We start from the raw sequence: 21582 nt of genomic DNA, 5'->3' as shown, positions 1-21582 counted from the left end.
CCAACAAGGAACAAGGGGCATTTCATGTTTGTTACCTACTAAAAGCAGGTATTTACTCATCGTATAATAAATAATTGTATTTGTTTTGCATGAGTTTTGCTGTTACTTGCATTTCAAGATCTTACATTGTATTTTTTATGGAAAAGTAATTTCATTCACAAGGATTCCAAGGACATTTTATGATGGCAAAAGTGGAGAGAGGCAAGTGTAAAAAGTCTAAAATACATTCTAAAAGTTTGGTTGGTACTTCATCTCCTTCAAATGAGCTGGCGTCCACAGGGGATATTGAAATAAATTCAAACATCGAGGATATAAGCACACCATACTTATGGACAGCTCTTGAAAGCGGGAGTTACAACAAAGGTTGTAACTCTAACGCAACTTCCTCTATCGATTTAGCTCCCGGATTTGCAAAAAATTCTAATTCTTTAATGTTTTTTAGAGCGTCTCCAGAAGAGACGAAACAGGAATATCCTTCTGTTCGTCTAAAAAAGAGATATCGTGATGAAAGAAGACAGCGAGAGGTATAATTGTCTCTCATGTTAAAGGATTTGCTATGGGAAACTGGTTATGAGGAAAACCATCAAATATAAATTTGGTTTTTATTGCTGTTAATTCTTTATAAAATGAACGTGGATTATCTTTCCAGTTATTAATTGAAAATATCATAGTTCTTAACTGTTATTGGTGCATTAGGTGCTCTTATATTGAATGACAAAAGATCATAAAGTTTACAATTTGATGTTTTTATATATCATGTTAAAAATTTTGATATCTCCATGAAAATGTAATTTTTAGGCTTTGACCTTTTATGATGACAAATAGAGCGCGTGTTCAATAATTTTTATCTTAATTGATAGAAAAAATACTTAACTTTTTGTGTCCATTAACAAATAATAGATAAGATTTGTTAACAGGGAATGATAAATGCACTATCAAATGGAAAAACCTCATCTTCAATTAGCGATTATGTCGCGATGGTATGTAGCATCCCGGGCATTGCATGCAGTGGCTCAGTTAGGAGTGGCAAATTATTTATTATCTGGACCTAAATCCATTGATGAACTTGCAAAAGCAACGGAAAGTAAACCTGAATTATTGGATAGAGTATTAAAGTTTCTTTGTTCTTATAACTTGTTTCATTACCAGGATGATCTTTATTCTTTAACTGAGTTATCCAAGACACTTTGCGATGATGACCCCCATTCCATCCGCGATGTATTGTGCATGGTTGATGACAGTTGGTGGCAAGCATTCTCTCAATTGGGAGCAAGTCTTAAAACTGGAAAGCCCGCTTTCGAAATCCAGCATGGCGATAATTTTTTCCATTACCTGAGTAAAAATCCTGAGAAACAAGATAACTTCGATAAAGGAATGGCTAAACTTTCAACTTATGATGATGCATCAATTGCTGATGCATTTAATTTTTCTGTTTTTTCAACTCTAATTGATATGGGAGGAGGGCGAGGTGGTTTAGTGAAAGCAATCAGTAATAAACATCCTGATGTTATGATTGCTATATTAGACACGCCAGCTGTTATTGGTCAGCTTAACCCTACACATTTTTCCCATAATATCAGTCTCCAAGAGGGGGATTTTTTTGCAACGATACCGGGTGCAGATGCTTATATCTTTAAAGGCGTTTTACATGATTTTAATGATAAGATGATGCATCAAATATTACGAAATTGTGCGCAACAAATACCAAAGCACGCCACTTTATTTATTGCGGAACAAGTCATGCCTGATGACAATCAGCCTCATCCCAACAAAACAATGGATATTGTTATGATGGTATTGTTGGGGGGGCGTCAGCGTACTTTAGGGGAATGGCAAAAATCAATTGAACCAGCAGGTTTTACTTTTAAAGACAGTTACGAAACAAACAGCTTGTTTACGTTGATGGAGTTTAAGCTAAATGAGTCTCAATAATGAGAAATAAATGCTTACAACACTTATCTCTTATGAGCTAAGCATAAACAAGTTTTTAAAGAATCCGATATAAAAAATTACACACTTTTGATATCGGACTCACTCTAGTTAAAATATGTAGAGCTCGTCCTATAAATTAAATATTTATAGGTTGTGGTCGTGCTTCTTTTTGAATATAGTTATCTTTCTTTTGATTACGGTAGTTTTTCATTAGCTTTAAAAAAGAAGGCATAATGAGTATCTTTAAGAGTGCTAGGGCAATAATCATATTGATATATCTCTAAGTTATTAATAATTTTATCTACCTGATCAATAATAATACTACAAAAAAATTAAGGTTATATTAACAACCGGGCATAAAATAATTTTTTTCCTCTGTACTGGACAAAAAACCCTATGGAGTGGTTCTCCAAGCTGGATCAGGAATTAATTGATTAATAATATGTCTAAACTCTTTGATTTTATTATTTTTGTAGTTTGGTCTGGTTATTAAATCTCTAATAAGATCCAATCCATATCGAAAGAAACTATACTGAGGCCGTTTTTGCTTTCGGATTTTTTTAATGGGAATGGCTTTTCTAATAGCTCGCCATTCACCTACTTTGTGGGCCCATGCAAAGGCGATGGCAAGAAAGGCAATGATTTTTTCAATACGTATTATTTGAGTCACATGCGTTTCCTCAAATCGAAACCCACGTCCTTTTAAAGATTGAAACAAAGATTCAATTTCCCAGCGGCGCAAATAACATGCAATTGCATTTTTGGGATGTTGGTTTGTTACAACAATCAAGAGCTCTTCCCGAGAATTTTTACTCCCGGCCAAGTAAAGCGGTTGTCCGAATAAATGTACTCTCATGCCAAAAACCTGCTGTTGAAAAGGCTGAAGATGTGAAAATAGCTGGGCGGAGGTTTTAAATTTTTTACGTCTAATACAGATATCCATATTCCCTTTGATGCGTAAATAAAAGGGAATATTCTCTTCAATCAGCCATCCAATGAGCGTCTTATTAGTAAATTCTCTATCAGCCAGAACACCTTGTATACGTTCTTTGCCGAAGAGATTGATAAATCGCGAGATAAGAGCAATTTGTTCCTTTGCTGTCGTGTTGCCTGCTTTGTTTAATAGAGTCCAAAATAGTGGGATAGCAATCCCTTCATAGCAGACAGAAAGCATAAATATGTTTATTTTCGCTTTACCAAAAAACCAATTCGTTCGGTCAATGCTAATATACAGTTTCTCGTTATTTGTAAAAAACAAATAGAATAACCACCGCGCTATTGATGTAAAATCAAATGTATAACCAGAAAAAAACGATAAATTCGTTTATAGCGCGAATCAATCTCCGTTTCAGATGGCATGCTTACCGCAATTTCTCTGAAATTTATCGTCCGACAGATAAATAAGCCAACTAATGCTTGAGCAAAAAAATCAATTCGTGACTTGTGCCAATTTAATTGCTGCTTTAATATCAACTTCAACTCGCTGATTTCATTCATGTATAACTCCTTTTTCGCGAATCGAAGTATACTTATTTAGTTTGATATCAGCGAGTTACCTTGCCTTCCTTCTGTATTCCCCTTTATTCCTTAATTTTTTGTCCAGTACAGAGAATTTTTTTATTCGTTGTTTTCCGAACAAAATCGCTCAAGGGTATTTTGTAAAAGTGTTGTTACTGAGTCTAAAAGAGCAGATTCTTCGGATAAAAAGATGGTTCGTAATATGGGAGGTTGAACACAATAAAATACACTTATTTTTAAAACGACCTCATTATCGATTATCACTTCCTTTTCCAACTGATAAGGTAACTTTTTTGCATTAGGCTCCGAACTAAAATTCCCCCACGTACTTTCTATTGTTGCAACCATATATTCTGGAAACTGAAACGCTTTAGGTAGTGCATTAACTACTCCGCGTAGTAATTCTTCTTTACTCGATTTACCTAAAGCAATTAAATTTGAAATCGTGTATAAGCATCTGAGTTCTTTCACACGCTCGCCTAAATCGTGCATTAACTTTTTCCGTTCCTTTTCAAGTACCTTACGAAAAGTAATATTCCTAACTACTTGTACCCACGAATTAGGAAATAAATCACAATTTATAGGTGACAAACTGCATTCTAACCAGATCCCCTTTTCTGTCTCAAATTCTACGGTATATTTGTTCCTTGAAGTAGAAAGTTTACAACAAACAGGACAATCTTTTGGATCTAATGATTTATTATGAAAAAGCATATGGGATGATAATCCTACTAATTCCGTAGTTTTTTTATGGGCAAATTTCTCAGCGGCATTATTCGCTTGAATGATAATTCCTTCAGATTGAACCGTAAAAGTAGGATCAGGAATATTATTATAGGTAGTCGCTGTGCGTATTAATATTGCAAAAGGCCTACGTAAAGTTTCCACTACCAAAGCGATATATATAAACCAGAATGAAAATATCCTTAGTAAATGACCGATTAAATATTCGAAATCATAAGAATTTTTATAATAGGACAACATGAATAATGACGCTATCAAGGTGATGATGCATAAGGACATGTAATATAATGTCTCTTTCGTCATCATTATTTTTTCATGCCAAAGCAGCATCAATGCTGTGATAAAAATAATGATAACTCCCCACTCACAATACGCCTGAAACCATGTGGAGCCAAAATACTCAATGTAAACTGTTGGAAAATGGCCTGAATATATGACTATAAAAAATAATAAAACAGTGGCTAAAAAGCAAAGATTAATAATCCAAATTTTTATCGTATGTCTAAAAAAATAGGTCGCTAAAAGAAAGGTAATCGCTTGCAGTAAACGAGCAGATATCCAAAACTGAGTACTTAGATTATTGCCTCCATGAGGCAACAAATTCATCCCTCTGTAAGCTAAAATATGGCCTATATCCAAGACAGAAGTCCAACCTGCCGCAAGAGCAATTAAAATCACAAACTGATTTTTTATAAATTGGGTAGTGGTGGTTGCTAGTATCATCGCAGTCAGTCCAATAAATACAGCAACCAACTCAGCAAGCGTATGGAAAAGAAGTAAATTGGTTTGGTATCTAATCAAAATACAAACCAAAGATAGAAAAATAGGGGGCAGGAAAACTCGCCACAGAGGTGGTTTCTCCGGGATAGAAGTAGTATAGGTTCCCCTCATCATATTCATGAAATCTCTCTATTGTATCCCGGTTTAAAACATATGTAAGTCGAAACAGAATATAGGTTAACAGCAACGACAGTTAATTTCTCAATTATATCTTTAATTCATTTAGAGTATTTATTACGCTAAGGTTATTCTTCAATATATAATAAGCCATGTGGTTCTGCTTCCTAAATATTAAAGTAACCATTTTTTAAGTCTGTTTCAAAATCATCTGGCCAATTAGCCCGGTATAATCCATATCGCTTTTTTATAGAATCTTTTTCTATAGTTATCCAAACCTGCGTGCCAACTATTTGGTTTGGATCGTAACTTGAGCCATTCTGTATGGTGATTTTAAATTCATTAGCAGAAAGTCCGTTCCGATATAAAATATTTTGAAAATCCTCTTTTATTAAATCCTCTCCGCTAAACATTATTTATTCCTTAAATGAGTACTTGAAATAATTATAGTATCTCTACATCACTTGAGCGTTATTAAAAATTGTTCGTTCAAGACATATTTTTAATGTTCATTAAATTGAGTGATCCAATACTTTTGCGATGAGCTTGTATTTTTAGGGACGGGAGCCACTATTATGGTCTGTACTAAAGAGGGCTGAAATGGACCAGAGGCAGTTTCCCATTGATACGTTATTGTAAATTTCCAGGATCTCTTGCTTTGCGCTTCTTTTTTTATTGTATAAGAAGTAATCCATGGACTAGAAACACCTGAAACCCAATTCGGCCAGCGATCTGTATATTTATTTTTTAATGGATTGGAAAACAGCATAAATTGCACAGCCCCATTGCGATCTTTATTGGCTTTAGCAAATAAAGCTGCAACTTCATCTACCTTTAGGGGGGCTAATGCTTTTTCCAGCATGGCAATTCTTGCGCTATCTGATTCCGATTGGGTTACGGTTTCAGTAATACTGTATGCTGAAATAGAAAATAAAATGATGCAACAGCTCAAGACGACGCATGATTTTGACATTTTCATGTTTTTCTCTGAGTTTTAAAGTTAACCTATTATTTTATAGCTAATTATTCATAAATGTCATTGTTTATCTCCTTTTTTTCCTCATAAAAGGGTTGCATTAATTGATATCCTGTGACAAAGATGGATTTGACCACCTTTAAAGTCATAGATACACTTAACATGAGAGTACCAAGTATAAGCCTCAATCATGACGAAACCATTTACTTCACAGCTTCATCCACCCACTTCATTTACTGAGGCGGCCTTTTGGTTCATTTTCCACGGAGATGAACTTCTATTAAAAAATAGTTCCATCCCTCGTTTTTTCACTATTAATGAACTTAATCTTATCCGCGAACGTGAAATTTATTTAGGAGTTTATGGTGCAATTCCTTGCTTTTCTGTAGAGATTACTCAAAAACCCTCAGTTTTACCCCCTGGTATGGAATTTCAGCCTGTTCGTCAATCTCATGAAATTTTAGAAGATGATGAGTTATTTCGATTGATAACGCGTGCAAAACAATTAGTACATTGGGACAAAAGTACGCAATTTTGTGGCTATTGTGGCCATAAAACTCAATCGAGTATTACAGAGCGAGCGAAAGTATGTCCCACATGCAATTCATTGGTTTTTCCCCAAATTGCTCCAGTGATGTTGGTATTAATTTGGCGAGACGATGAAATTTTACTGGCACGATCTCCTCACTTTTTACCTGGAGTTTACAGTATTTTAGCCGGTTATGTAGAACCAGGAGAAATGCTGGAGCATACAGTCGTACGTGAAGTACAGGAAGAAGTAGGACTCACAATTAAAAACTTACGCTATTTTTCCTCTCAACCTTGGCCGTTTCAAAGTAATTTGATGCTTGGATTCCTCGCTGAGTATAGTCATGGTGAGATCCAAATAGATGCTATTGAAATTGAAGATGCACAATGGTTTCCTATAAAAAAATTACCGCAACTACCAAAACCTATAAGCCTTTCAAGACAAATGATTGATCAATATTTAGCAATGCATCGCCAACTGTATTTGAAATAACACTTATTTTAGGGTGTATTTCATTAAAAGTTTATGTAATCAATCTAGCCAACCATAGACGATTAGGTTAAAGTAGAATGCTCCGTTAATTTTTCACCTAAAGGAATAAGACGATGAAAATTCTAATAAAATCACTTCTTTGTACTGTCTTTTTGATTAATACTGCCTTTGCTGATGAGCTATCACAGTTTAATACACAAATTCAAAACCAGATGAAACAAATGCAAACTCAACAACAACAGCAGATACAACAACTCAATGCGCAACTCCAAGCCCAAATTAAAAAAGTGCAAGCTGATTTACAACAACAAATTCAAACAATGAACACTCAGTTACAAAATCAAATAAAAACAACACAAAGCCAATTGCAAACACAAATTCAAACTGTAAACAGCCAAGTCCAGCAACTGCAAAAAAAATAAAGTAATACTTATTCCCTAATTCCCGCAAAAAAAGCGGGAATTCTAGTTACACCGTATTTTCTAATCTCAGTTCAGCAAAAACTAAATTCAAGGTATATACTTAATTAAGAATGGGCTTATAAAGCTGCGTCCAATTAATTTGTATGCTGTAAAGGGAATGAGGGAATATGGCAAGACAGGAAATAGACTATCAAAAAGTTGCCAAAGCCGCAGAAAAAGTTAAAAAGCAAGGTCGAGATCCTTCACTTATTAATGTATGCGAAGAGTTAGGAATTATTTCGCCAACACCAAACCTTTCTTCGTTACTTGAAAAATGGTATCACACTCAACCAGAGTTTCAGCGGTCTATTAATATGCCGCTTTCAGAGAATATTAATATTAAAGCCCATGACATTCTTGAAAAAAATCTAGAATTAGAAAAATCCTTATCTCTACTACGAGCTACTCTAGAATCTACGGCTGATGGCATCATGATGGTCAACGGGCAGGGACAAGTTGTGGACTGGAATCAAAAATTTGTAGAAATGTGGCGGATTCCTTCCCATATGCTGGAATCAGGAACAGAAAGTATTGGTTTTGAATATATTTTACAGCAATTAAGTAATCCAGAAACCGTCATTGCTGATGTAAAGTACCTTTATGAAAACCCAGAATGGCAAGGAGAGCTTCCAGTTTTACACTTTAAAGATGGGCGAATTTTTGAGCGATTCACCCAACCCCAACGCATTGGTTCTGAAATTGTAGGACGGGTATATAGCTTTAGAGACATTACGCAGAAATTGCTGGAAGAAGATGAGCTGCGAATAAGAGAGCGTGCTATTGAGGCCAGTACCCTTGGTGTAGCAATTATCGACATATCCAAATCCAATATGCCCATTATTTATGTGAATAAGGCTTTTGAACGGATAACTGGATATAGTGAAAGACAAATATTAGGACAAAACCTATCTTTTATTCATCGTAGTCAAGTAGAACATGTAAGCCATAAAAGGCTTAATTTTGCCATAAAAGAATTACGTGAGGAAACAGTCGAGATTGAATGTTTCAAGCGAAACGGAGAGATATTTTGGGCTGAAGTAAGCGTAGCTCCGGTCAGAGATTCATTTGATAATGTCAAACATTATATCTGTATTCTTAACGATGTGACTCAACGTCGTGAAATGGAACAACAATTGATTCAACAGGCAACTCATGATTCACTTACTGAACTACCCAATCGAGTTTTGTTAATCGACCGCGTGGATCAAGCAATTTTACAAGCCAAAAAAAAGGGATCTATCTTAGCTTTTTTATTCTTGGATTTAGATCACTTTAAAATGACAAATGATACTTTAGGTCATAGTATTGGGGATAGACTCTTACAAGCGGTCTCTAATCGTTTGCTTATTGCAACGAATGATTTTGATACAGTATGTCGCTTAGGTGGAGACGAATTTGTTATTCTATTGCACGATATTGCTACCGAGCAGCAAGCACAACAAAAAGCAGAAGAAATTTTAAAATCGATTGCAAACCCCATTCGTATTGATCAACATAATTTAAAAATAACGGGCAGTATAGGAATCAGTTATTATCCTAAGGATGGTGATGATTATGAGTCTTTGATGAAAAATGCAGATCTCTCTATGTATCATGCAAAAGATAGTGGTCGCAATACCTATCGTAGTTATGATAAAGAAATGAATATGCGCGTCATTAATCGCATGCAGCTTGATAATGCTTTGCGCGACTCCTTGAAAAGGAATGAATTTAACCTGGTTTATCAACCTCTTATCAATCTAGCAACCAATAAAATTATTGGTTTTGAAGCCTTACTGCGATGGCATAGTCATATTTTAGGAGATGTTTCTCCAACTGAGTTTATTAGTATGGCGGAAGAAAATGGCTTAATTTTGGATATAGGCTTATGGGCTTTAAAAGAAGCATGCAAACAATTGGTTAGGTGGCATCAGCAGGGATATAGCCATTTAACGATGGCAGTAAACATTTCTGGTCGCCAATTTCGTCAAGCTCATTTATCTGAAATCATCGAAAAGACGCTTCTTGAAACAGGCCTATCTGCCAAGTATCTTGAATTGGAGCTTACTGAAAGCTTGCTTGTTGATAACGTCAAACATGCTGTTGAAACCATGTATGAATTGAAGGATATGGGAGCCAAGCTCGTAATTGATGATTTTGGAACCGGATATTCGAGCTTATCTTATCTGAAACAATTTCCTGTTGATCGATTGAAAATTGATCGATCCTTCATTAATGAATTAGTAAATCGTGAAAATGATGCAGCAATTACACGAGCAATTATCAATCTAGGCCATAGCTTAAACTTGGAAGTATTGGCAGAAGGAGTGGAAACAGAGTTACAACTTGAATTCATTGCCAAACATGGGTGCGATTACGCACAAGGATATTATTTTACTACCCCTCAAAAAGCAGAAGATTTAAAAAATTTTATCATTCAACATATCTGAGTTTTTCTCCATTTTCTTACTTTTTTCAAAGTCGGTATGATTTTTGCTTGTAAAAATAAAGATGCAACTTATTGTGAGTATTTTCTAGAGACATAGAAATATATAACTGTAATAAAACCATATCCTAGGAGCAATGCAGCAACCCCTGGTATTTTGTGCTGGAAATTATTTTGGGGCTTGTTGCACTATACCCAGGCTACGCTTAGCCCAAGGAGATTGGCATGAGAGAAGTTACTATTATTGGTTCAGGTTTGGCTGGGACTTTACTGGCCCTTTATTTGGCAAAAAGAGGATACAAACTTGAGATATTTGATTCAAGGCCTGATCCACGCTCAATAAAAATGGATGATGGACGCTCGATTAATCTCGCTCTTTCATGCCGCGGCATCACTGGTTTAGCAGGAGTTGGCATCCAATCTAAGGTAGAACAACTCATGGTTCCTATGCATGCAAGAGCCATTCATGAACTTAATGGAGAAATTAAATTTCAGTACTTTGGTAGACATCAAGACGAATACATTAATGCCATACAAAGAAATGAATTAAATAAATTATTGCTTAATGAAGCTGAAAAATTTTCTGCAGTTCATTTTCATTTTAATACCAAGCTCACTGAAGTAGATGTGGAACGAAAAATTGCCATTTTTGAATTGAAAAATAATACGATTCTAAAGCAAAGTTACTCCTGTTTAATTGGAGCAGATGGGGCAAACTCCTGTGTTCGTGAACAATTAAAAGCAAAAGGCCTCATTAAAGCATCGCGTGCTTTTTTACCTTATGGTTATAAAGAGCTCTCTATCGGGGAGCCAAGACAAACTCATTTAATTCATGAACATTTACACTTATGGCCTAGGGATGCTTTTTTACTATTAGGCAACCCAAATCTGAATCAATCAATCACGGGCTCGTTATTTTTACCCTGTGAGGGTAAAAATAGTTTCGCTGAATTAGATAGTGAATTAAAAATTAAAGCGTTTTTTAAAAAATCATTTCCTGATGCATTTCCCGAAATGCCCCAGTTGCTGGAAGAATTCACAAGGCATCCAACTGGAAATATGAGTACTATTAAATGTGATCCTTGGTATTACCAAGATCAATGCTTGCTTATAGGAGATGCCGCGCATGGAGTTGTTCCATTTTTTGGTCAAGGGATGAATAGTGCTTTTGAAGATTGTCGTATCTTAAATGAACTTTTAGATCAATATAAAGATGATTGGACAAAAGTGATGCCCGCATTTTATCAATCCAGAAAAGTAAATACTGATGCGGTTGCCCAAATGTCGATGGATAATTTTCATGAAATCCAAACAGACATAAGAGATAAGCGATTTAACTTAAAAAAACAATTGGAACAGGAACTGATGCATCGCTATCCAAGGCTTTATGTTTCAAAACATGTATTGGTTATGTTTACTAATACGCCTTATGCTGAAGCCCAGGCTCATGGAGAATTGCAAATGCAATTTTTAAATTCAATATGTGACAACGTGGAGAGGATTGAGGATATTAATTGGAATCAAGTGGAGAATAAATTGAAACAATATGACAAAAAATTGACTAACATGAGTTGATTTTTTTAAATTAAATAGAAAATTCAAGGGGATTGCTTTGTCAAAATTTTGACATGGAGAGGTGTTTTTTTGTCATTTTATCCATTTTTTTGGTTGAATCTTACAAAAAAAAGACCATGAATATTGCTTTTTGAGTGATTTTTGAAAATAAAGAATAAAAAAGTTGGTATGCAAGATGCATTAGTAATAATGTCCAACAAATTTATTTCGCATGGAGATGTATTATGAAAATCATACAAGATTATATTGATTCCAAACAACAAGAATTCATGGATCATCCTTTTTTTGCAATACTGGAACAATTGAACAGTTTAGAAGAGTTAAGTTACTTTGTCCCCGAACTTACTTTTTGGGCAATGACTTTCCAAGATATTTTAAGAATAAATGAAGAGCGAGTTAGCGACCCTTATCTTAAAAAAGTGGCTCGCCATCATAGGCTTGAAGATGCTGGCCATGAAAAATGGTTTTTGCATGACAAAAAATATATGGGAGCAGTCAATATAGAACCAACATGTGATACAAATGATGTCAGTTGGCTTTATAGTAAAGAAAGTCAATTAACTCGTGATGCTGCTTACGCTATTTTAGCTGAAGTTTATAAAGCAAATGATGAAATTCTGAATATTGTTCTTCTTTTAACAATTGAATCCTCTGGTCATGTTTTCTTTGAAAAAGTATCAAAACAGATGAAAAAAACAGGACATGATAAGAACCTAAAATATTTTTCTACCTCACATCTGGAAGTAGAAATGGCACATGCCTTGTTTGAGGAGGAAATGGAACGCTCATTGTTTTCAAGACAAGTACCTATCCATACACGACGTGAAGCATTAAAAATGATTGACCGTTGTTACGATGCATTTAACACTATGTTTGATGGATTAATCATTGCTTGTAATCGAAGACTCGAATTGGCCAAACAAAGGAATTTTCAAGATGCCGCAAACAAAGAACAAGTGGAATTTATTTCAGATAAAGCAGTGTAATAAAAAAATAGGGCAAGCGCTGCTCCATGATGAGCAGACGCTTGCTTCATTTTGTGACGATTTTGGTAAGCTTACTCACTCGAATCCAGTAGCTGTCTTTGAACCCAAAACAACAGAGTCCGCGCAATTATTAATACAACATGCTCATGCAAATCAATTACCTGTGACTTTGCGTGGGTATGGAATGAGTCAATCTGGACAATCTCTTACAGTACCCGGAGGAGTAATTCTTAATATGAAACACTTTGACTCCGTATCAGAAGTAGACTCTCATTCCATATGGGTTGAAGCAAATGCTTCTTGGAGTTCTTTATTAGAAAAGACATTGCAACAATCATTAATTCCTTATGTAGTACCTAATAATTGCAATTTGTCTGTTGGTGGCGTGATTTCTGCCGGAGGTATAGGTGCTTCTTCATTTAAATACGGAAGTGTGACTGCACATGTAAACTCGTTGAAAATAATCCAGGCAAATGGAGAGTTAATTCAGGTTGATAGCCAATCTTCGCTAATGCAAGCCTGTTTGGGTGGACAAGGACGTTTTGGTCTTATTACTCAAGCATGTATTGCATTAAGATCATGTTGCAACTTTGTCAGAACCTTTTTTTTAGTTTATCTTGATAAAGAAAGCTGGCTTCATGATTTACATTTATGCAGAACGAAAGCTGATTTTTTAGAATCTTTTTGTACACCCGCAATACAAGGAGCAAAATTATCAGAAACAGGCCGCCTGCCTTTTGCTCAATGGCTTTATGCGATTCATGTTTCTCTAGAGTATAATGAGTTTGCACCGGATTTCAGCAGTTTAGAATTACGCCCCTGGCGCTTATTACATACTCAAGATGAGTCGATGCATTCGTATTTACATCGCCATGATCCACGTTTTACTGCAATGAAAGTTGCAGGGCAATGGGACTTACAACATCCATGGTATGAGTGTTTTATACCGGGTTCCCAATTAGAGAGTTTAGATGCATTGCTGGATACCTTACCCATACACTATGCTTCTGTAGTTCATATTGCAGCGGTCGCCTCTATTTCTCCGGCAGGCTTTTTACAACTTCCTAAAAGTAATGATATTTTTGCTTTAATGATCTTAAATCCGGGGCTGCCCCCAGCATTCATTCCTGGCTGTTTGCAAACAATTCAATATTTGGACTCAATTTTTTTGCCCAATGGAGGGAAACGTTATCTTTCTGGGTATTTAGGGGAATCCCCAAAAACACAATTTTGGAAAAACCATTTTGAAGAGCGATATGAAGATTGGATTGGTTTAAAAAAACATTATGATCCACAAAATATTTTTTGTTCTTTTTTACATCGTCATTGAAAAAATTGGGCTACGACAGTGTGTTCATTACGTGAACGTATGAGTAATGCGTTATGTATCGATGTAGTCCGGATTACGGCTTTGCCTAATCCGGGCTGAAGAAATAAAGGTTTCTATTTAAATTCTAGCAACAAGACCTTCAACAGATTCATCGTTATGGAAACGAACGGTATCTTGTTTTGCATAACCGCAAACAGCGGTAATAATAGGTCTGGTGATCATACTTAGCGCCGATTTGAGGAAGCTTGCGACGGAAAGAACAAAGCTTGCAGCGGAAAGTAATAATAAGTTTCCTGCATTTTCTTTGTGATCTTCGCCATCTTTTTTTGCTAAGTTCAAATGAATTGCTAATGCGTGAGCGCCTTCCCATGCTGCAGCAGCAAATGAAGCAATTGAAACAATCATTCCCATTGCCGGTAGTGCTGTTGCGCCAACGACTTCATCCATATAATCATGACCGTCGCGTAGTTTTTCAAAAATGTTTAGGCGTTTTAAAGCTTCATCACCAATTAAATTTAATTGCTCTTCCAGCGTCTTTGTCTTTTGCATTTTTTCCCAGGCCTCTTTAATTTCTTCTTCTAGATAATTAAGATGGTCCGCATAATTTTGGAAAAAATTCTTTTTAGGATTAGGTGTTTTTGACTTTTTGAAAAACTCGGGCATATCACTCTCCATTTTTTGATAACTCGAAATAAGCTATCTCATTAAGACAAAAGAACAACAATTATACACTAAGGTGTTATTTTGATCGATAATTTAATAATAAAATTGTTAAAAAATTATTTAAGTTTTTAATATCTATAACCATTTCGGCATGATCCAATAGTGATCTATAGAGGGTATTTTCATGCAGCCTACGCGTACCTCAGATGTTCCTAAAAATTTTAATCTGATGACTCAGAATCAGTCCATAAAATAGGCAACTTTGCGTAAATTGTCAACATCTAGTTAGGAAGAATAATTTTCAATCAAAGTGTATTCTGCCAGCTTGGAAACGATTACTTCTGAATTAACCTGGGAATGAAAATGTGTGCTGAGCAAAGCGGCAATATGAGATACCAATCGATGAGAAGACATCACAGAAAGGTGGCCGTGCCTATCTAAAATAGTTAGCGAATTTGGATGATTTTTGACATACTCCTGAATAAATCCAGACTCTCCAGGTACAATAGCATCTTCTGTCGCGATGAAAAAATGATAGCTACTTAATGACTCTCCCATTATTTTTTTCTTTAATTTGCTCAGAAAGTCACTGTCAATTTTCATTTCCTTTATTGAATTGGAAAACCAGGACAATAGGTTTATTGCAAGATATGAGCCATTAAATGGTGTACCTATTGTCATGATGAGAGGTACTTCAATACCCGCTTGTTTTGCCAAAAATTCTGCAAAATAAGAAGCAACCAACCCTCCTCGCGAGTGAGCAATCAAAATGACCCGTTGATGCTGGTTTGCCCTTATTTTTTCTCTAAGTTGCTCTGCAAAAAACACGATACTTTTTCCCTGATAACGCTGATCAAAAGAGAGCAGATTTAAGGTGGAAATTTCATTAGGAAGTTCCTTTTGAATTAAGCGGTCTGCAACAAGTTGAAAGGCTGAAGCTTGATCGGCTGTACCATGAATAAAGTAAATTGCAGTTTCTCTATCTTGGTTTTGCTCCTTCTCATAGGCAGGATTTTGATATATTTGGTCTCCCGAGGGAGATGTTAGCCAATAGTAGGTATGAGCGAACATACCCGTAGTCGCGATTGGTTGTTTTGCTTTTGCAGTATTGACGACGCTTTTTAACATGTTTAAATTCCTTTTATTGTAATACCAAACTTCATTTTTGGTTTTTATGATGCAAATGAAAGTAATATGACTTATTCATTACTCACTATGAGAATAATTTGTTCTTTCTATTTGTCAACTTTAATTCTTATCACATGATTTATTTGATATTGTCAGGAGAAATTGTCTGACAATACCTCATAACCATTTATTGGAATAATACAAGCCCTAAGGTCTGATCGTAGGCTTCTTGAGCTGTATCAGATAGATGGCGAAGCTCAGACAATGTCTCTGGAGGCAACGATTTTAGGTAATTTAAAATTTGTAATCGTTCTTTTTCAGGATGTTTGTCAGCAGACCGGGCTAGACTTTCTAAATTGGTTTTTCTGTCTATTTTGGATTGTGCAAACAACAATGCTTTACATTCCTTAATGCTGGTAATGCCATCACCTGACAAACGTTCAGAAGTGGGATTTATCAACACCGCATCCATAAGACGGCCATCTTTTGTTCGCATCAATGCTGTATTTACGTGTGTTGCATCTACATTGGTTGTTAACCCAATAATATGGGGACCAGTTAATGTAGCATCGTCATGAATAGCGCCCGGCGCAATCACAAGTGCCCACCCATACTTGATTTTAAAGGAAACAATTGCATATTCATTGGTAGCAATTTGTCTTCCAACAGTATAAGAGCCGCCACAAGATGGATGCAATGGTATGGCTAAATGAGGAAAGTCATCGTGTGTTTCGAGATATACTCCACCACCCTTGGGTGTTTTAACATATTTGTCAAAATACTCAGTATGTACATCATATTGAAATAACATCAAATCAGCACTTTTTCCAAAATCAATTTGTGTGGATTCGGTTAAATGAACCAATTTAACGCCATATGCTGCTAAAAACTCATCTGGTGCATAAAGCGCATCAACAACAGGTATAGGTAACGCATCATGGGATGACATTTTAATGGTTCCAAACCCTCCAAATGCATTTGAACTACCATCCGTGGCACTCGCTGGCATTTCATATTGGGTAAACCATTGTGCACTAAATAAAGTTTCTTGGGGAACTAAACGAGCCGTAGGTCTTTTTGAAGGTGGTAAATCTTGACTTTGCAAGTTGGTGACTTCAATTAATTTAAACTGACCGCTATTCTCCTTTTGGGGCTCAAGCACTTGCCATAAAGCATGTGCAACCATGCCTTCACTCCCATCGTCTAATGTACGATTAACAATAGCATTTTTCGCAGAGTCAGCATATTTTATCATCTGCTCCTGTTTGAGATGACTGGCGTCAATACAATGTTTTCCAGTTGCTAAGGCGGCACATATTTTTTGCGTTGACATACAGTCTCCTTTTAATAAAAACGAGACATTGTAGCACATTTTGATCTAAAAATGATCGATTGGGTTTTTAATTGTCTTCTTGGCTGAGTAAATTACCTAAAGACAGTTATTGCTGAAAAAGAAAATCCAGAAATAAGTATGAGATGAGTGTACTAAAAATATTAGGATTGTTTCCTAAGTGTTTGTGGTCTTTTTTTTAAAATATTAGGTTCTATAATTTAGGTATAAATATCTTTGTTTAGTCAAGGGTGACATATGTGTCGTTTGGTAGCCTACATGGGGCATAAAGTCCTGCTGGAAGATGTATTGGTAAAACCTTCAAACTCACTGATTATGCAAAGTTTACATGCAAAAGAATCTCATGTTAGAACTAATGGCGATGGCTTTGGGTTGGGGTGGTATGTTCCTCACCTGGGTAAAGCCCCCGGTCTTTTTACCTCAATATATCCGGCGTGGAATGACAGAAACCTTCTTCATCTATGCTGCAAAATTGAATCTCCATGTTTTTTTGCGCACGTTAGAGCTGCAAGTGCAGGTGGAGTGACAACCTATAATTGTCACCCATTTACCCATGGAGAGTGGATGTTCATGCATAATGGGACGATACATGATTTTATTTTACTTAAACGACATCTAAGGCATCTATTAGATGATGATATTTATCACTGGATACAGGGCGAAACCGATTCTGAGCATCTTTTTGCTTTGTTTTTGCAATTAGCTAAGAATAGGGATCTCTCTCAAATAAAAGAAGTGGCGGCTGTATTTATGGAAACCCTAAAGATAGTTAATGACTTAAGCAAACAATATAGTAGTAATGCAGAGCCATCTTATTTTAATGTTTGTTTAACTAATGGCACAAGCATGCTCGTTTCTCGATATTGTAATTCAAAGCGCCACAAACCAGAAAGCCTTCATTATCTTACAGAAAGTTCATTAATACGTCATGCTCAACGCCCGGGGTTAAAAAAAATTAAAAACTCACCAATGATTCTGGTTGCTTCAGAGCGCTTATCAGCATTTAATTCCGAATGGTTTGATGTACCTGTCAATCACTGTATGTTAGTAGAAAATCAGGAAATAAATTTTCTAGTGGTTTCCTAGACGATCAGATCTTAAGGAATAACTATTACTTTAGACCTAAAAATAATCCCTTACAGTTCTTAAGAACAAATGTTCTTTCAAAACATATTAGATCGAATAAGTAAATACCCTCCGATTGTTGTCACGCTCACTTAATAATTAGTTAATTTTTTTAGCATATAATTTGCTCATGTGGTATTTTTTGACCAAAAAGATTAAATATATTTCCATAAAGTGAGCATAAATAATTATGAGAGAACTTTTCGAAAAAAATGCAAAAAAAGATACATCCTCTTCCGCGAAAAACACGAATATTTGTAATTGTACCTCATGTATGAAAAGCAAATTACCAACTGAGGTAGTGAGAGAACATTTGCATGCATTACAATCTACGATGGTCGATCGACGAAATCCCGATCTGCCAGAAAGCAAGCCATTGATGAAAGCTGCAAAAGCTCATGCTATTCTTAAAGCAGGTACAAAAATCAATATGTTGGATGCTACAGGAATAAGTGAATTAGATTTACCTTCATCTAAAAGTTCGATTCAAATAACCTCACCACAAGAGTTAACTATAAAGGCTACTTGGAAAAATAAAAACCAGGAGCGAGGCGTCAGCGGTCGCGATGCCAGCGTTTTTGGCGGTTTGGGAGTATTGACCATTTCATCTGATGTGAAAGTGATGAATATTCCTAAAATGAATGCATTGGCTGTGCCTTCAGCACTTTTAGCTAAATACGGTGCAGAGCTTATTCCTCTAGAAAAATCATTTACTCTCGATGGTGTAACGGATGAATCTTTAGAAAATCTTTATTTAGTTGAATATCAATGGGATGCAGATTATATTCAAGACTATGTGATGCATCAACGAGGTGGTGGTGGCTTGTTCGTAGAAACCCATCCCTTTCCCCATGTTTTTACACCGCTCTCACCTGAGTGCAGTGGTGCATTGATACTGGGAGTTGAACGTGAGAATGGTTCATTTGATTTTGCTGCTTTTGAAATACCATTTGGCTATACTATGAAAATTGGTAGTGATGTAATTCATGGTGATTCATTCTTTGTTGGGCCTTATGCAATCGCATTAACTGAAACTGAATTAGCTGACTCAGTTCTTTTAAAGCAAGACACGCCTTCTCGTGATATACAACGAGTCACTCAAACACCAACTAAGACATTTTCACTTCCTTTATTTGAAGAAAATAGGTTGGCTACTCAGATAAGTGATAAAATGATGGTGGACAAAATTCGTCATGAGGGGCCTTCTGGAAAAGGCATAGGCTTTTTTAAACAGTTACCTAAAGAAGTACTAAGTAGGGTTCGTGATTTATCTGAAGACTCTCAGGAAGCTTATGATCAAAATTTTGGCGTGGTCGTTTATAAACCTAACTAATTTTTAAATGGACTTTCTCCCGTAAAGCCTGTTCCTAACGAAGGTGAAGAGGTACAGTATTTATGCGGGAGAAAATACTACATAAAACAGTTCAATATAGAAATTAACCTGTTTTTTATATCGAATTCGTGTTACTGATTAATATCTCATTGAGTAATCCGCTTCATCTGTATGAGCGAGGCAATTTTTTAGGTGAAGAATTGCATTATCAAGCACTTTCATTGCTGACTTATTTTCTCCGTCCCCTTTTTTACCACTTTGATGCCCGCTGTAAGATTTTACTCCAGGAAAAGTTTGTATGGTGTTAATAATTTCTGTCAAGTCATGGCCATAACTTTTACTAATCTGTTTGGCGGCGTCTTTGCGATAGACACATATATTATCCCAAAGTTTCTCTGCCCTTGCTTTCAAATTACTGTGGTCTTTTTTTGCAAACATATTGGACTCCTAAAAAATAAACGAGGGATAATTATGCAGCATAATTGTTAAGAAAAACTTAGCTGAACTCAAAGCGGTGCATATGGTATTCAGCGATTTTCATTATAGATTGTCAATTAAAAATTATTTACCTATATTTAACACCAGTTCGATAGAAACAAATAAGGTGGGTTTTTATGTCGAATAAAATTTTCTATAATGATTAAAATATTATGACTCCTAATGTGCAGCTAGTGGATTATCCAATACTTTATACTTTTAGACGTTGTCCTTATGCCATTAGAGCAAGAATGGCGCTTGCATATTCGCATATTAAAGTGGTGCAACAAGAGGTTATATTAAAACAAAAACCTCAGGAAATGCTTTTGGCTTCGCCAAAAGGAACGGTTCCTGTATTAATTTTAGCAGATGGTCGTGTCATTGATGAAAGTCTAGATATCATGGATTGGGCCTTAACCCAATACGATCCTGATGGATGGTTATGTACTGAATTAAAAGATAAATGTGATGAATTAATTTATTCTAATGATGTATGGTTCAAACCCATTTTAGATCATTATAAATATTCACAACATTCCAATAATTATGATCCTCACTATTATCGAAATGAAGTTAAAGAGTATTTTTCTAAACTAAATTTATTATTAAAAAATAGGCAATTTCTTTTAGCAGATCACATCAGCTTAGCCGATGTTGCTTTATTTCCCTTTATCAGGCAATTCTATATGGTAGATCAACAATGGTTTGCGCAAAGTGAATATAAGTACCTTTATGCTTGGGTGCAGTTCTTTTTAAGTTCAGAGCTCTTTCTTTCTGTGATGAAAAAACTAACGTAATAATTATAAATTGCAAGTGTGGGGGGGGGGGCACACGTGGCTGTGGATGATGGTGTTTCGCCAGTATCAAAGAACCCTTTTGCTTTTTTGATAGGCTGTTTCTCGTTAAACGGGTAAGCTACTCCATCCCAAGGAGTGAATGCGAGCATGGATTCAAAATGACAGAGTGTAGGTACATTGAGTTTTACTTTCTGATTTATATATGGAGCAATTATTTCTTCTACCGCTGCTATAATCTCTTGATGCAATTTTTTGTCACTAATATTTTTATAACAATAAGCTAAGGTGATATGAAAAAAAGAGGGGAGACCTTCCTCAATACCTAATGTTTGGGCAAGTTGTCGGAGCATTGCCTTTTGATTTTCCGGTAGTGATAAACGTAACTGTAATGCTCTTCCAACTTGAACTGCTTCAATTGAGGCTTCTGGGGTAAATTCATGAGCTTTAAGTTGTATACAAAGGTTTTGGAAAAACTCCAGCTTATCGGTGATAAACTTAAACCAATCCAGATTATGCTCATTTTTGGTATAGAGATTACAAGTTGTCATGTGATAACTTTCAAAGGGTAATGGAGTATAATACTGAGTTAGTAATGTTGCGCTTGTCAGAGATTGATGTATTTTAGGTAAAAAATTATTTTCTTGAGCTGTTTTTATAATCGGGGCAATAATCGTTACGCCTGGAAATTCTATATAGTTTCCTGTTGAGTCTATTTTCTCAAACATAATTAAATCCTCAAAATACCATACCTTAGATGCCACTGAATCTAGGATATAACGCTCAAGGACTAGATTATAGCACAACCATTCATAGTGGATAGAACTATAACTAGTACATGACAAA

21 protein-coding genes are annotated in these 21582 nt (G+C 35.7%); 11 read left to right on the top strand and 10 right to left on the bottom strand.

The window, feature by feature from the left end; all coding sequences use genetic code 11:
- The first annotated feature begins 179 nt into the window (after nucleotides 1-179).
- Both EL220_RS15455 and EL220_RS15450 read left to right on the top strand, forming a co-directional pair.
- The gene (locus tag EL220_RS15455) at nucleotides 180-530 is read left to right on the top strand and encodes a hypothetical protein (protein ID WP_027271284.1); all 351 of its coding nucleotides are present in this window, start codon (nucleotides 180-182) and stop codon (nucleotides 528-530) included.
- Nucleotides 531-927: 397 nt separating this feature from the next.
- Nucleotides 928-1932 carry a methyltransferase gene (locus EL220_RS15450; protein ID WP_027271283.1) on the top strand — a complete coding sequence of 335 codons (1005 nt, stop codon included), beginning with the start codon at nucleotides 928-930 and terminating at the stop codon, nucleotides 1930-1932.
- A gap of 394 nt (nucleotides 1933-2326) precedes the next feature.
- Here EL220_RS15450 and EL220_RS15445 read toward each other — a convergent pair whose 3' ends face one another.
- The 5 genes from EL220_RS15445 to EL220_RS15425 all read right to left on the bottom strand — a co-directional run bounded on the left by EL220_RS15445 (nucleotide 2327) and on the right by EL220_RS15425 (nucleotide 6070).
- Nucleotides 2327-3190 carry an IS4 family transposase gene (locus tag EL220_RS15445; protein WP_164838771.1) on the bottom strand — a complete coding sequence of 288 codons (864 nt, stop codon included), beginning with the start codon at nucleotides 3188-3190 and terminating at the stop codon, nucleotides 2327-2329.
- A gap of 17 nt (nucleotides 3191-3207) precedes the next feature.
- A complete protein-coding gene (locus EL220_RS19275; RefSeq protein WP_128130933.1) occupies nucleotides 3208-3429 on the bottom strand; it encodes a hypothetical protein in 222 nt (73 codons plus the stop codon).
- A 120-nt stretch (nucleotides 3430-3549) separates the two neighbouring features.
- Nucleotides 3550-5094: an MASE3 domain-containing protein gene (locus tag EL220_RS15435; protein ID WP_027272163.1), complete on the bottom strand. Its 1545-nt coding sequence runs from the start codon at nucleotides 5092-5094 to the stop codon at nucleotides 3550-3552.
- A gap of 164 nt (nucleotides 5095-5258) precedes the next feature.
- The gene (locus EL220_RS15430) at nucleotides 5259-5504 is read right to left on the bottom strand and encodes a hypothetical protein (RefSeq protein WP_027272162.1); all 246 of its coding nucleotides are present in this window, start codon (nucleotides 5502-5504) and stop codon (nucleotides 5259-5261) included.
- 89 nt (nucleotides 5505-5593) lie between these two features.
- Entirely contained in the window at nucleotides 5594-6070 is a 477-nt protein-coding gene (locus EL220_RS15425) for a hypothetical protein (protein WP_027272161.1), read from the bottom strand.
- A 187-nt stretch (nucleotides 6071-6257) separates the two neighbouring features.
- On the opposite strand from EL220_RS15425, the gene nudC reads away from it, so the two are divergent.
- The 6 genes from nudC (at nucleotide 6258) to EL220_RS15395 (ending at nucleotide 13865) form a co-directional block, all read left to right on the top strand.
- On the top strand, nucleotides 6258-7088 hold the full coding sequence (gene nudC, locus EL220_RS15420) for an NAD(+) diphosphatase (RefSeq protein ID WP_027272160.1): 831 nt from the start codon (nucleotides 6258-6260) through the stop codon (nucleotides 7086-7088).
- A gap of 113 nt (nucleotides 7089-7201) precedes the next feature.
- Nucleotides 7202-7510, top strand: coding sequence for a hypothetical protein (locus tag EL220_RS15415; protein WP_027272159.1), 309 nt, complete (start codon nucleotides 7202-7204; stop codon nucleotides 7508-7510).
- A 167-nt stretch (nucleotides 7511-7677) separates the two neighbouring features.
- Entirely contained in the window at nucleotides 7678-9978 is a 2301-nt protein-coding gene (locus EL220_RS15410) for a bifunctional diguanylate cyclase/phosphodiesterase (RefSeq protein ID WP_027272158.1), read from the top strand.
- A 221-nt stretch (nucleotides 9979-10199) separates the two neighbouring features.
- Nucleotides 10200-11549 carry an FAD-dependent oxidoreductase gene (locus tag EL220_RS15405; RefSeq protein WP_027272157.1) on the top strand — a complete coding sequence of 450 codons (1350 nt, stop codon included), beginning with the start codon at nucleotides 10200-10202 and terminating at the stop codon, nucleotides 11547-11549.
- 224 nt (nucleotides 11550-11773) lie between these two features.
- Complete coding sequence (locus tag EL220_RS15400) at nucleotides 11774-12535, top strand: hypothetical protein (protein WP_027272156.1); 762 nt, start codon at nucleotides 11774-11776, stop codon at nucleotides 12533-12535.
- A complete protein-coding gene (locus tag EL220_RS15395; protein ID WP_027272155.1) occupies nucleotides 12486-13865 on the top strand; it encodes an FAD-binding oxidoreductase in 1380 nt (459 codons plus the stop codon). The genes EL220_RS15400 and EL220_RS15395 overlap by 50 nt, the downstream gene beginning before the upstream one ends.
- Nucleotides 13866-13982: 117 nt before the next feature.
- On the opposite strand, the gene EL220_RS15390 is transcribed toward EL220_RS15395, so the two are convergent.
- The 3 genes from EL220_RS15390 to EL220_RS15380 form a co-directional block, all read right to left on the bottom strand.
- Nucleotides 13983-14540 carry a hypothetical protein gene (locus EL220_RS15390; protein WP_232002496.1) on the bottom strand — a complete coding sequence of 186 codons (558 nt, stop codon included), beginning with the start codon at nucleotides 14538-14540 and terminating at the stop codon, nucleotides 13983-13985.
- A gap of 273 nt (nucleotides 14541-14813) precedes the next feature.
- Nucleotides 14814-15656: an alpha/beta hydrolase gene (locus EL220_RS15385; RefSeq protein ID WP_027272153.1), complete on the bottom strand. Its 843-nt coding sequence runs from the start codon at nucleotides 15654-15656 to the stop codon at nucleotides 14814-14816.
- 187 nt (nucleotides 15657-15843) lie between these two features.
- On the bottom strand, nucleotides 15844-16989 hold the full coding sequence (locus EL220_RS15380) for a hypothetical protein (RefSeq protein WP_027272152.1): 1146 nt from the start codon (nucleotides 16987-16989) through the stop codon (nucleotides 15844-15846).
- Between the two features lie 255 nt (nucleotides 16990-17244).
- Here EL220_RS15380 and EL220_RS15375 point away from each other — a divergent pair, with 255 nt between their 5' ends.
- Together EL220_RS15375 and EL220_RS15370 are read left to right on the top strand one after the other, a co-directional pair.
- Nucleotides 17245-18093, top strand: a complete 849-nt coding sequence (locus EL220_RS15375; RefSeq protein WP_027272151.1) for a class II glutamine amidotransferase — start codon at nucleotides 17245-17247, stop codon at nucleotides 18091-18093.
- A gap of 229 nt (nucleotides 18094-18322) precedes the next feature.
- The gene (locus EL220_RS15370) at nucleotides 18323-19465 is read left to right on the top strand and encodes a hypothetical protein (protein ID WP_027272150.1); all 1143 of its coding nucleotides are present in this window, start codon (nucleotides 18323-18325) and stop codon (nucleotides 19463-19465) included.
- A 138-nt stretch (nucleotides 19466-19603) separates the two neighbouring features.
- Here EL220_RS15370 and EL220_RS15365 read toward each other — a convergent pair whose 3' ends face one another.
- On the bottom strand, nucleotides 19604-19903 hold the full coding sequence (locus tag EL220_RS15365) for a hypothetical protein (protein ID WP_027272149.1): 300 nt from the start codon (nucleotides 19901-19903) through the stop codon (nucleotides 19604-19606).
- 212 nt (nucleotides 19904-20115) lie between these two features.
- Between EL220_RS15365 and EL220_RS15360 the strand changes: the two genes are divergently transcribed.
- Nucleotides 20116-20739 carry a glutathione S-transferase N-terminal domain-containing protein gene (locus EL220_RS15360; protein WP_035906493.1) on the top strand — a complete coding sequence of 208 codons (624 nt, stop codon included), beginning with the start codon at nucleotides 20116-20118 and terminating at the stop codon, nucleotides 20737-20739.
- Here EL220_RS15360 and EL220_RS15355 read toward each other — a convergent pair.
- Nucleotides 20673-21464, bottom strand: a complete 792-nt coding sequence (locus tag EL220_RS15355; protein WP_128130932.1) for a DUF1868 domain-containing protein — start codon at nucleotides 21462-21464, stop codon at nucleotides 20673-20675. The two genes, EL220_RS15360 and EL220_RS15355, sit on opposite strands and share 67 nt — an antisense overlap.
- Nucleotides 21465-21582 lie beyond the last annotated feature (118 nt).

The sequence above is a fragment of the Legionella sainthelensi genome, assembly GCF_900637685.1.
Taxonomy (GTDB): Bacteria; Pseudomonadota; Gammaproteobacteria; order Legionellales; family Legionellaceae; genus Legionella; species Legionella sainthelensi.
The sequence above is the reverse complement of the archived record's forward strand: the minus strand, read 5'-3'. Positions and strand labels throughout refer to the sequence as shown.

Excerpts from the sequence above, each read along its gene's own strand:
- EL220_RS15455 (WP_027271284.1), top strand. The coding sequence starts at position 180 with ATGATGGCAAAAGTGGAGAGAGGCAAGTGTAAAAAGTCTAAAATACAT.
- EL220_RS15450 (WP_027271283.1), top strand. The coding sequence starts at position 928 with ATGCACTATCAAATGGAAAAACCTCATCTTCAATTAGCGATTATGTCG.
- EL220_RS19275 (WP_128130933.1), bottom strand. The coding sequence starts at position 3,429 with ATGAATGAAATCAGCGAGTTGAAGTTGATATTAAAGCAGCAATTAAAT.
- EL220_RS15435 (WP_027272163.1), bottom strand. The coding sequence starts at position 5,094 with ATGAATATGATGAGGGGAACCTATACTACTTCTATCCCGGAGAAACCA.
- EL220_RS15430 (WP_027272162.1), bottom strand. The coding sequence starts at position 5,504 with ATGTTTAGCGGAGAGGATTTAATAAAAGAGGATTTTCAAAATATTTTA.
- EL220_RS15425 (WP_027272161.1), bottom strand. The coding sequence starts at position 6,070 with ATGAAAATGTCAAAATCATGCGTCGTCTTGAGCTGTTGCATCATTTTA.
- nudC (WP_027272160.1), top strand. The coding sequence starts at position 6,258 with ATGACGAAACCATTTACTTCACAGCTTCATCCACCCACTTCATTTACT.
- EL220_RS15415 (WP_027272159.1), top strand. The coding sequence starts at position 7,202 with ATGAAAATTCTAATAAAATCACTTCTTTGTACTGTCTTTTTGATTAAT.
- EL220_RS15410 (WP_027272158.1), top strand. The coding sequence starts at position 7,678 with ATGGCAAGACAGGAAATAGACTATCAAAAAGTTGCCAAAGCCGCAGAA.
- EL220_RS15405 (WP_027272157.1), top strand. The coding sequence starts at position 10,200 with ATGAGAGAAGTTACTATTATTGGTTCAGGTTTGGCTGGGACTTTACTG.
- EL220_RS15400 (WP_027272156.1), top strand. The coding sequence starts at position 11,774 with ATGAAAATCATACAAGATTATATTGATTCCAAACAACAAGAATTCATG.
- EL220_RS15395 (WP_027272155.1), top strand. The coding sequence starts at position 12,486 with ATGCCGCAAACAAAGAACAAGTGGAATTTATTTCAGATAAAGCAGTGT.
- EL220_RS15390 (WP_232002496.1), bottom strand. The coding sequence starts at position 14,540 with ATGGAGAGTGATATGCCCGAGTTTTTCAAAAAGTCAAAAACACCTAAT.
- EL220_RS15385 (WP_027272153.1), bottom strand. The coding sequence starts at position 15,656 with ATGTTAAAAAGCGTCGTCAATACTGCAAAAGCAAAACAACCAATCGCG.
- EL220_RS15380 (WP_027272152.1), bottom strand. The coding sequence starts at position 16,989 with ATGTCAACGCAAAAAATATGTGCCGCCTTAGCAACTGGAAAACATTGT.
- EL220_RS15375 (WP_027272151.1), top strand. The coding sequence starts at position 17,245 with ATGTGTCGTTTGGTAGCCTACATGGGGCATAAAGTCCTGCTGGAAGAT.
- EL220_RS15370 (WP_027272150.1), top strand. The coding sequence starts at position 18,323 with ATGAGAGAACTTTTCGAAAAAAATGCAAAAAAAGATACATCCTCTTCC.
- EL220_RS15365 (WP_027272149.1), bottom strand. The coding sequence starts at position 19,903 with ATGTTTGCAAAAAAAGACCACAGTAATTTGAAAGCAAGGGCAGAGAAA.
- EL220_RS15360 (WP_035906493.1), top strand. The coding sequence starts at position 20,116 with ATGACTCCTAATGTGCAGCTAGTGGATTATCCAATACTTTATACTTTT.
- EL220_RS15355 (WP_128130932.1), bottom strand. The coding sequence starts at position 21,464 with ATGTTTGAGAAAATAGACTCAACAGGAAACTATATAGAATTTCCAGGC.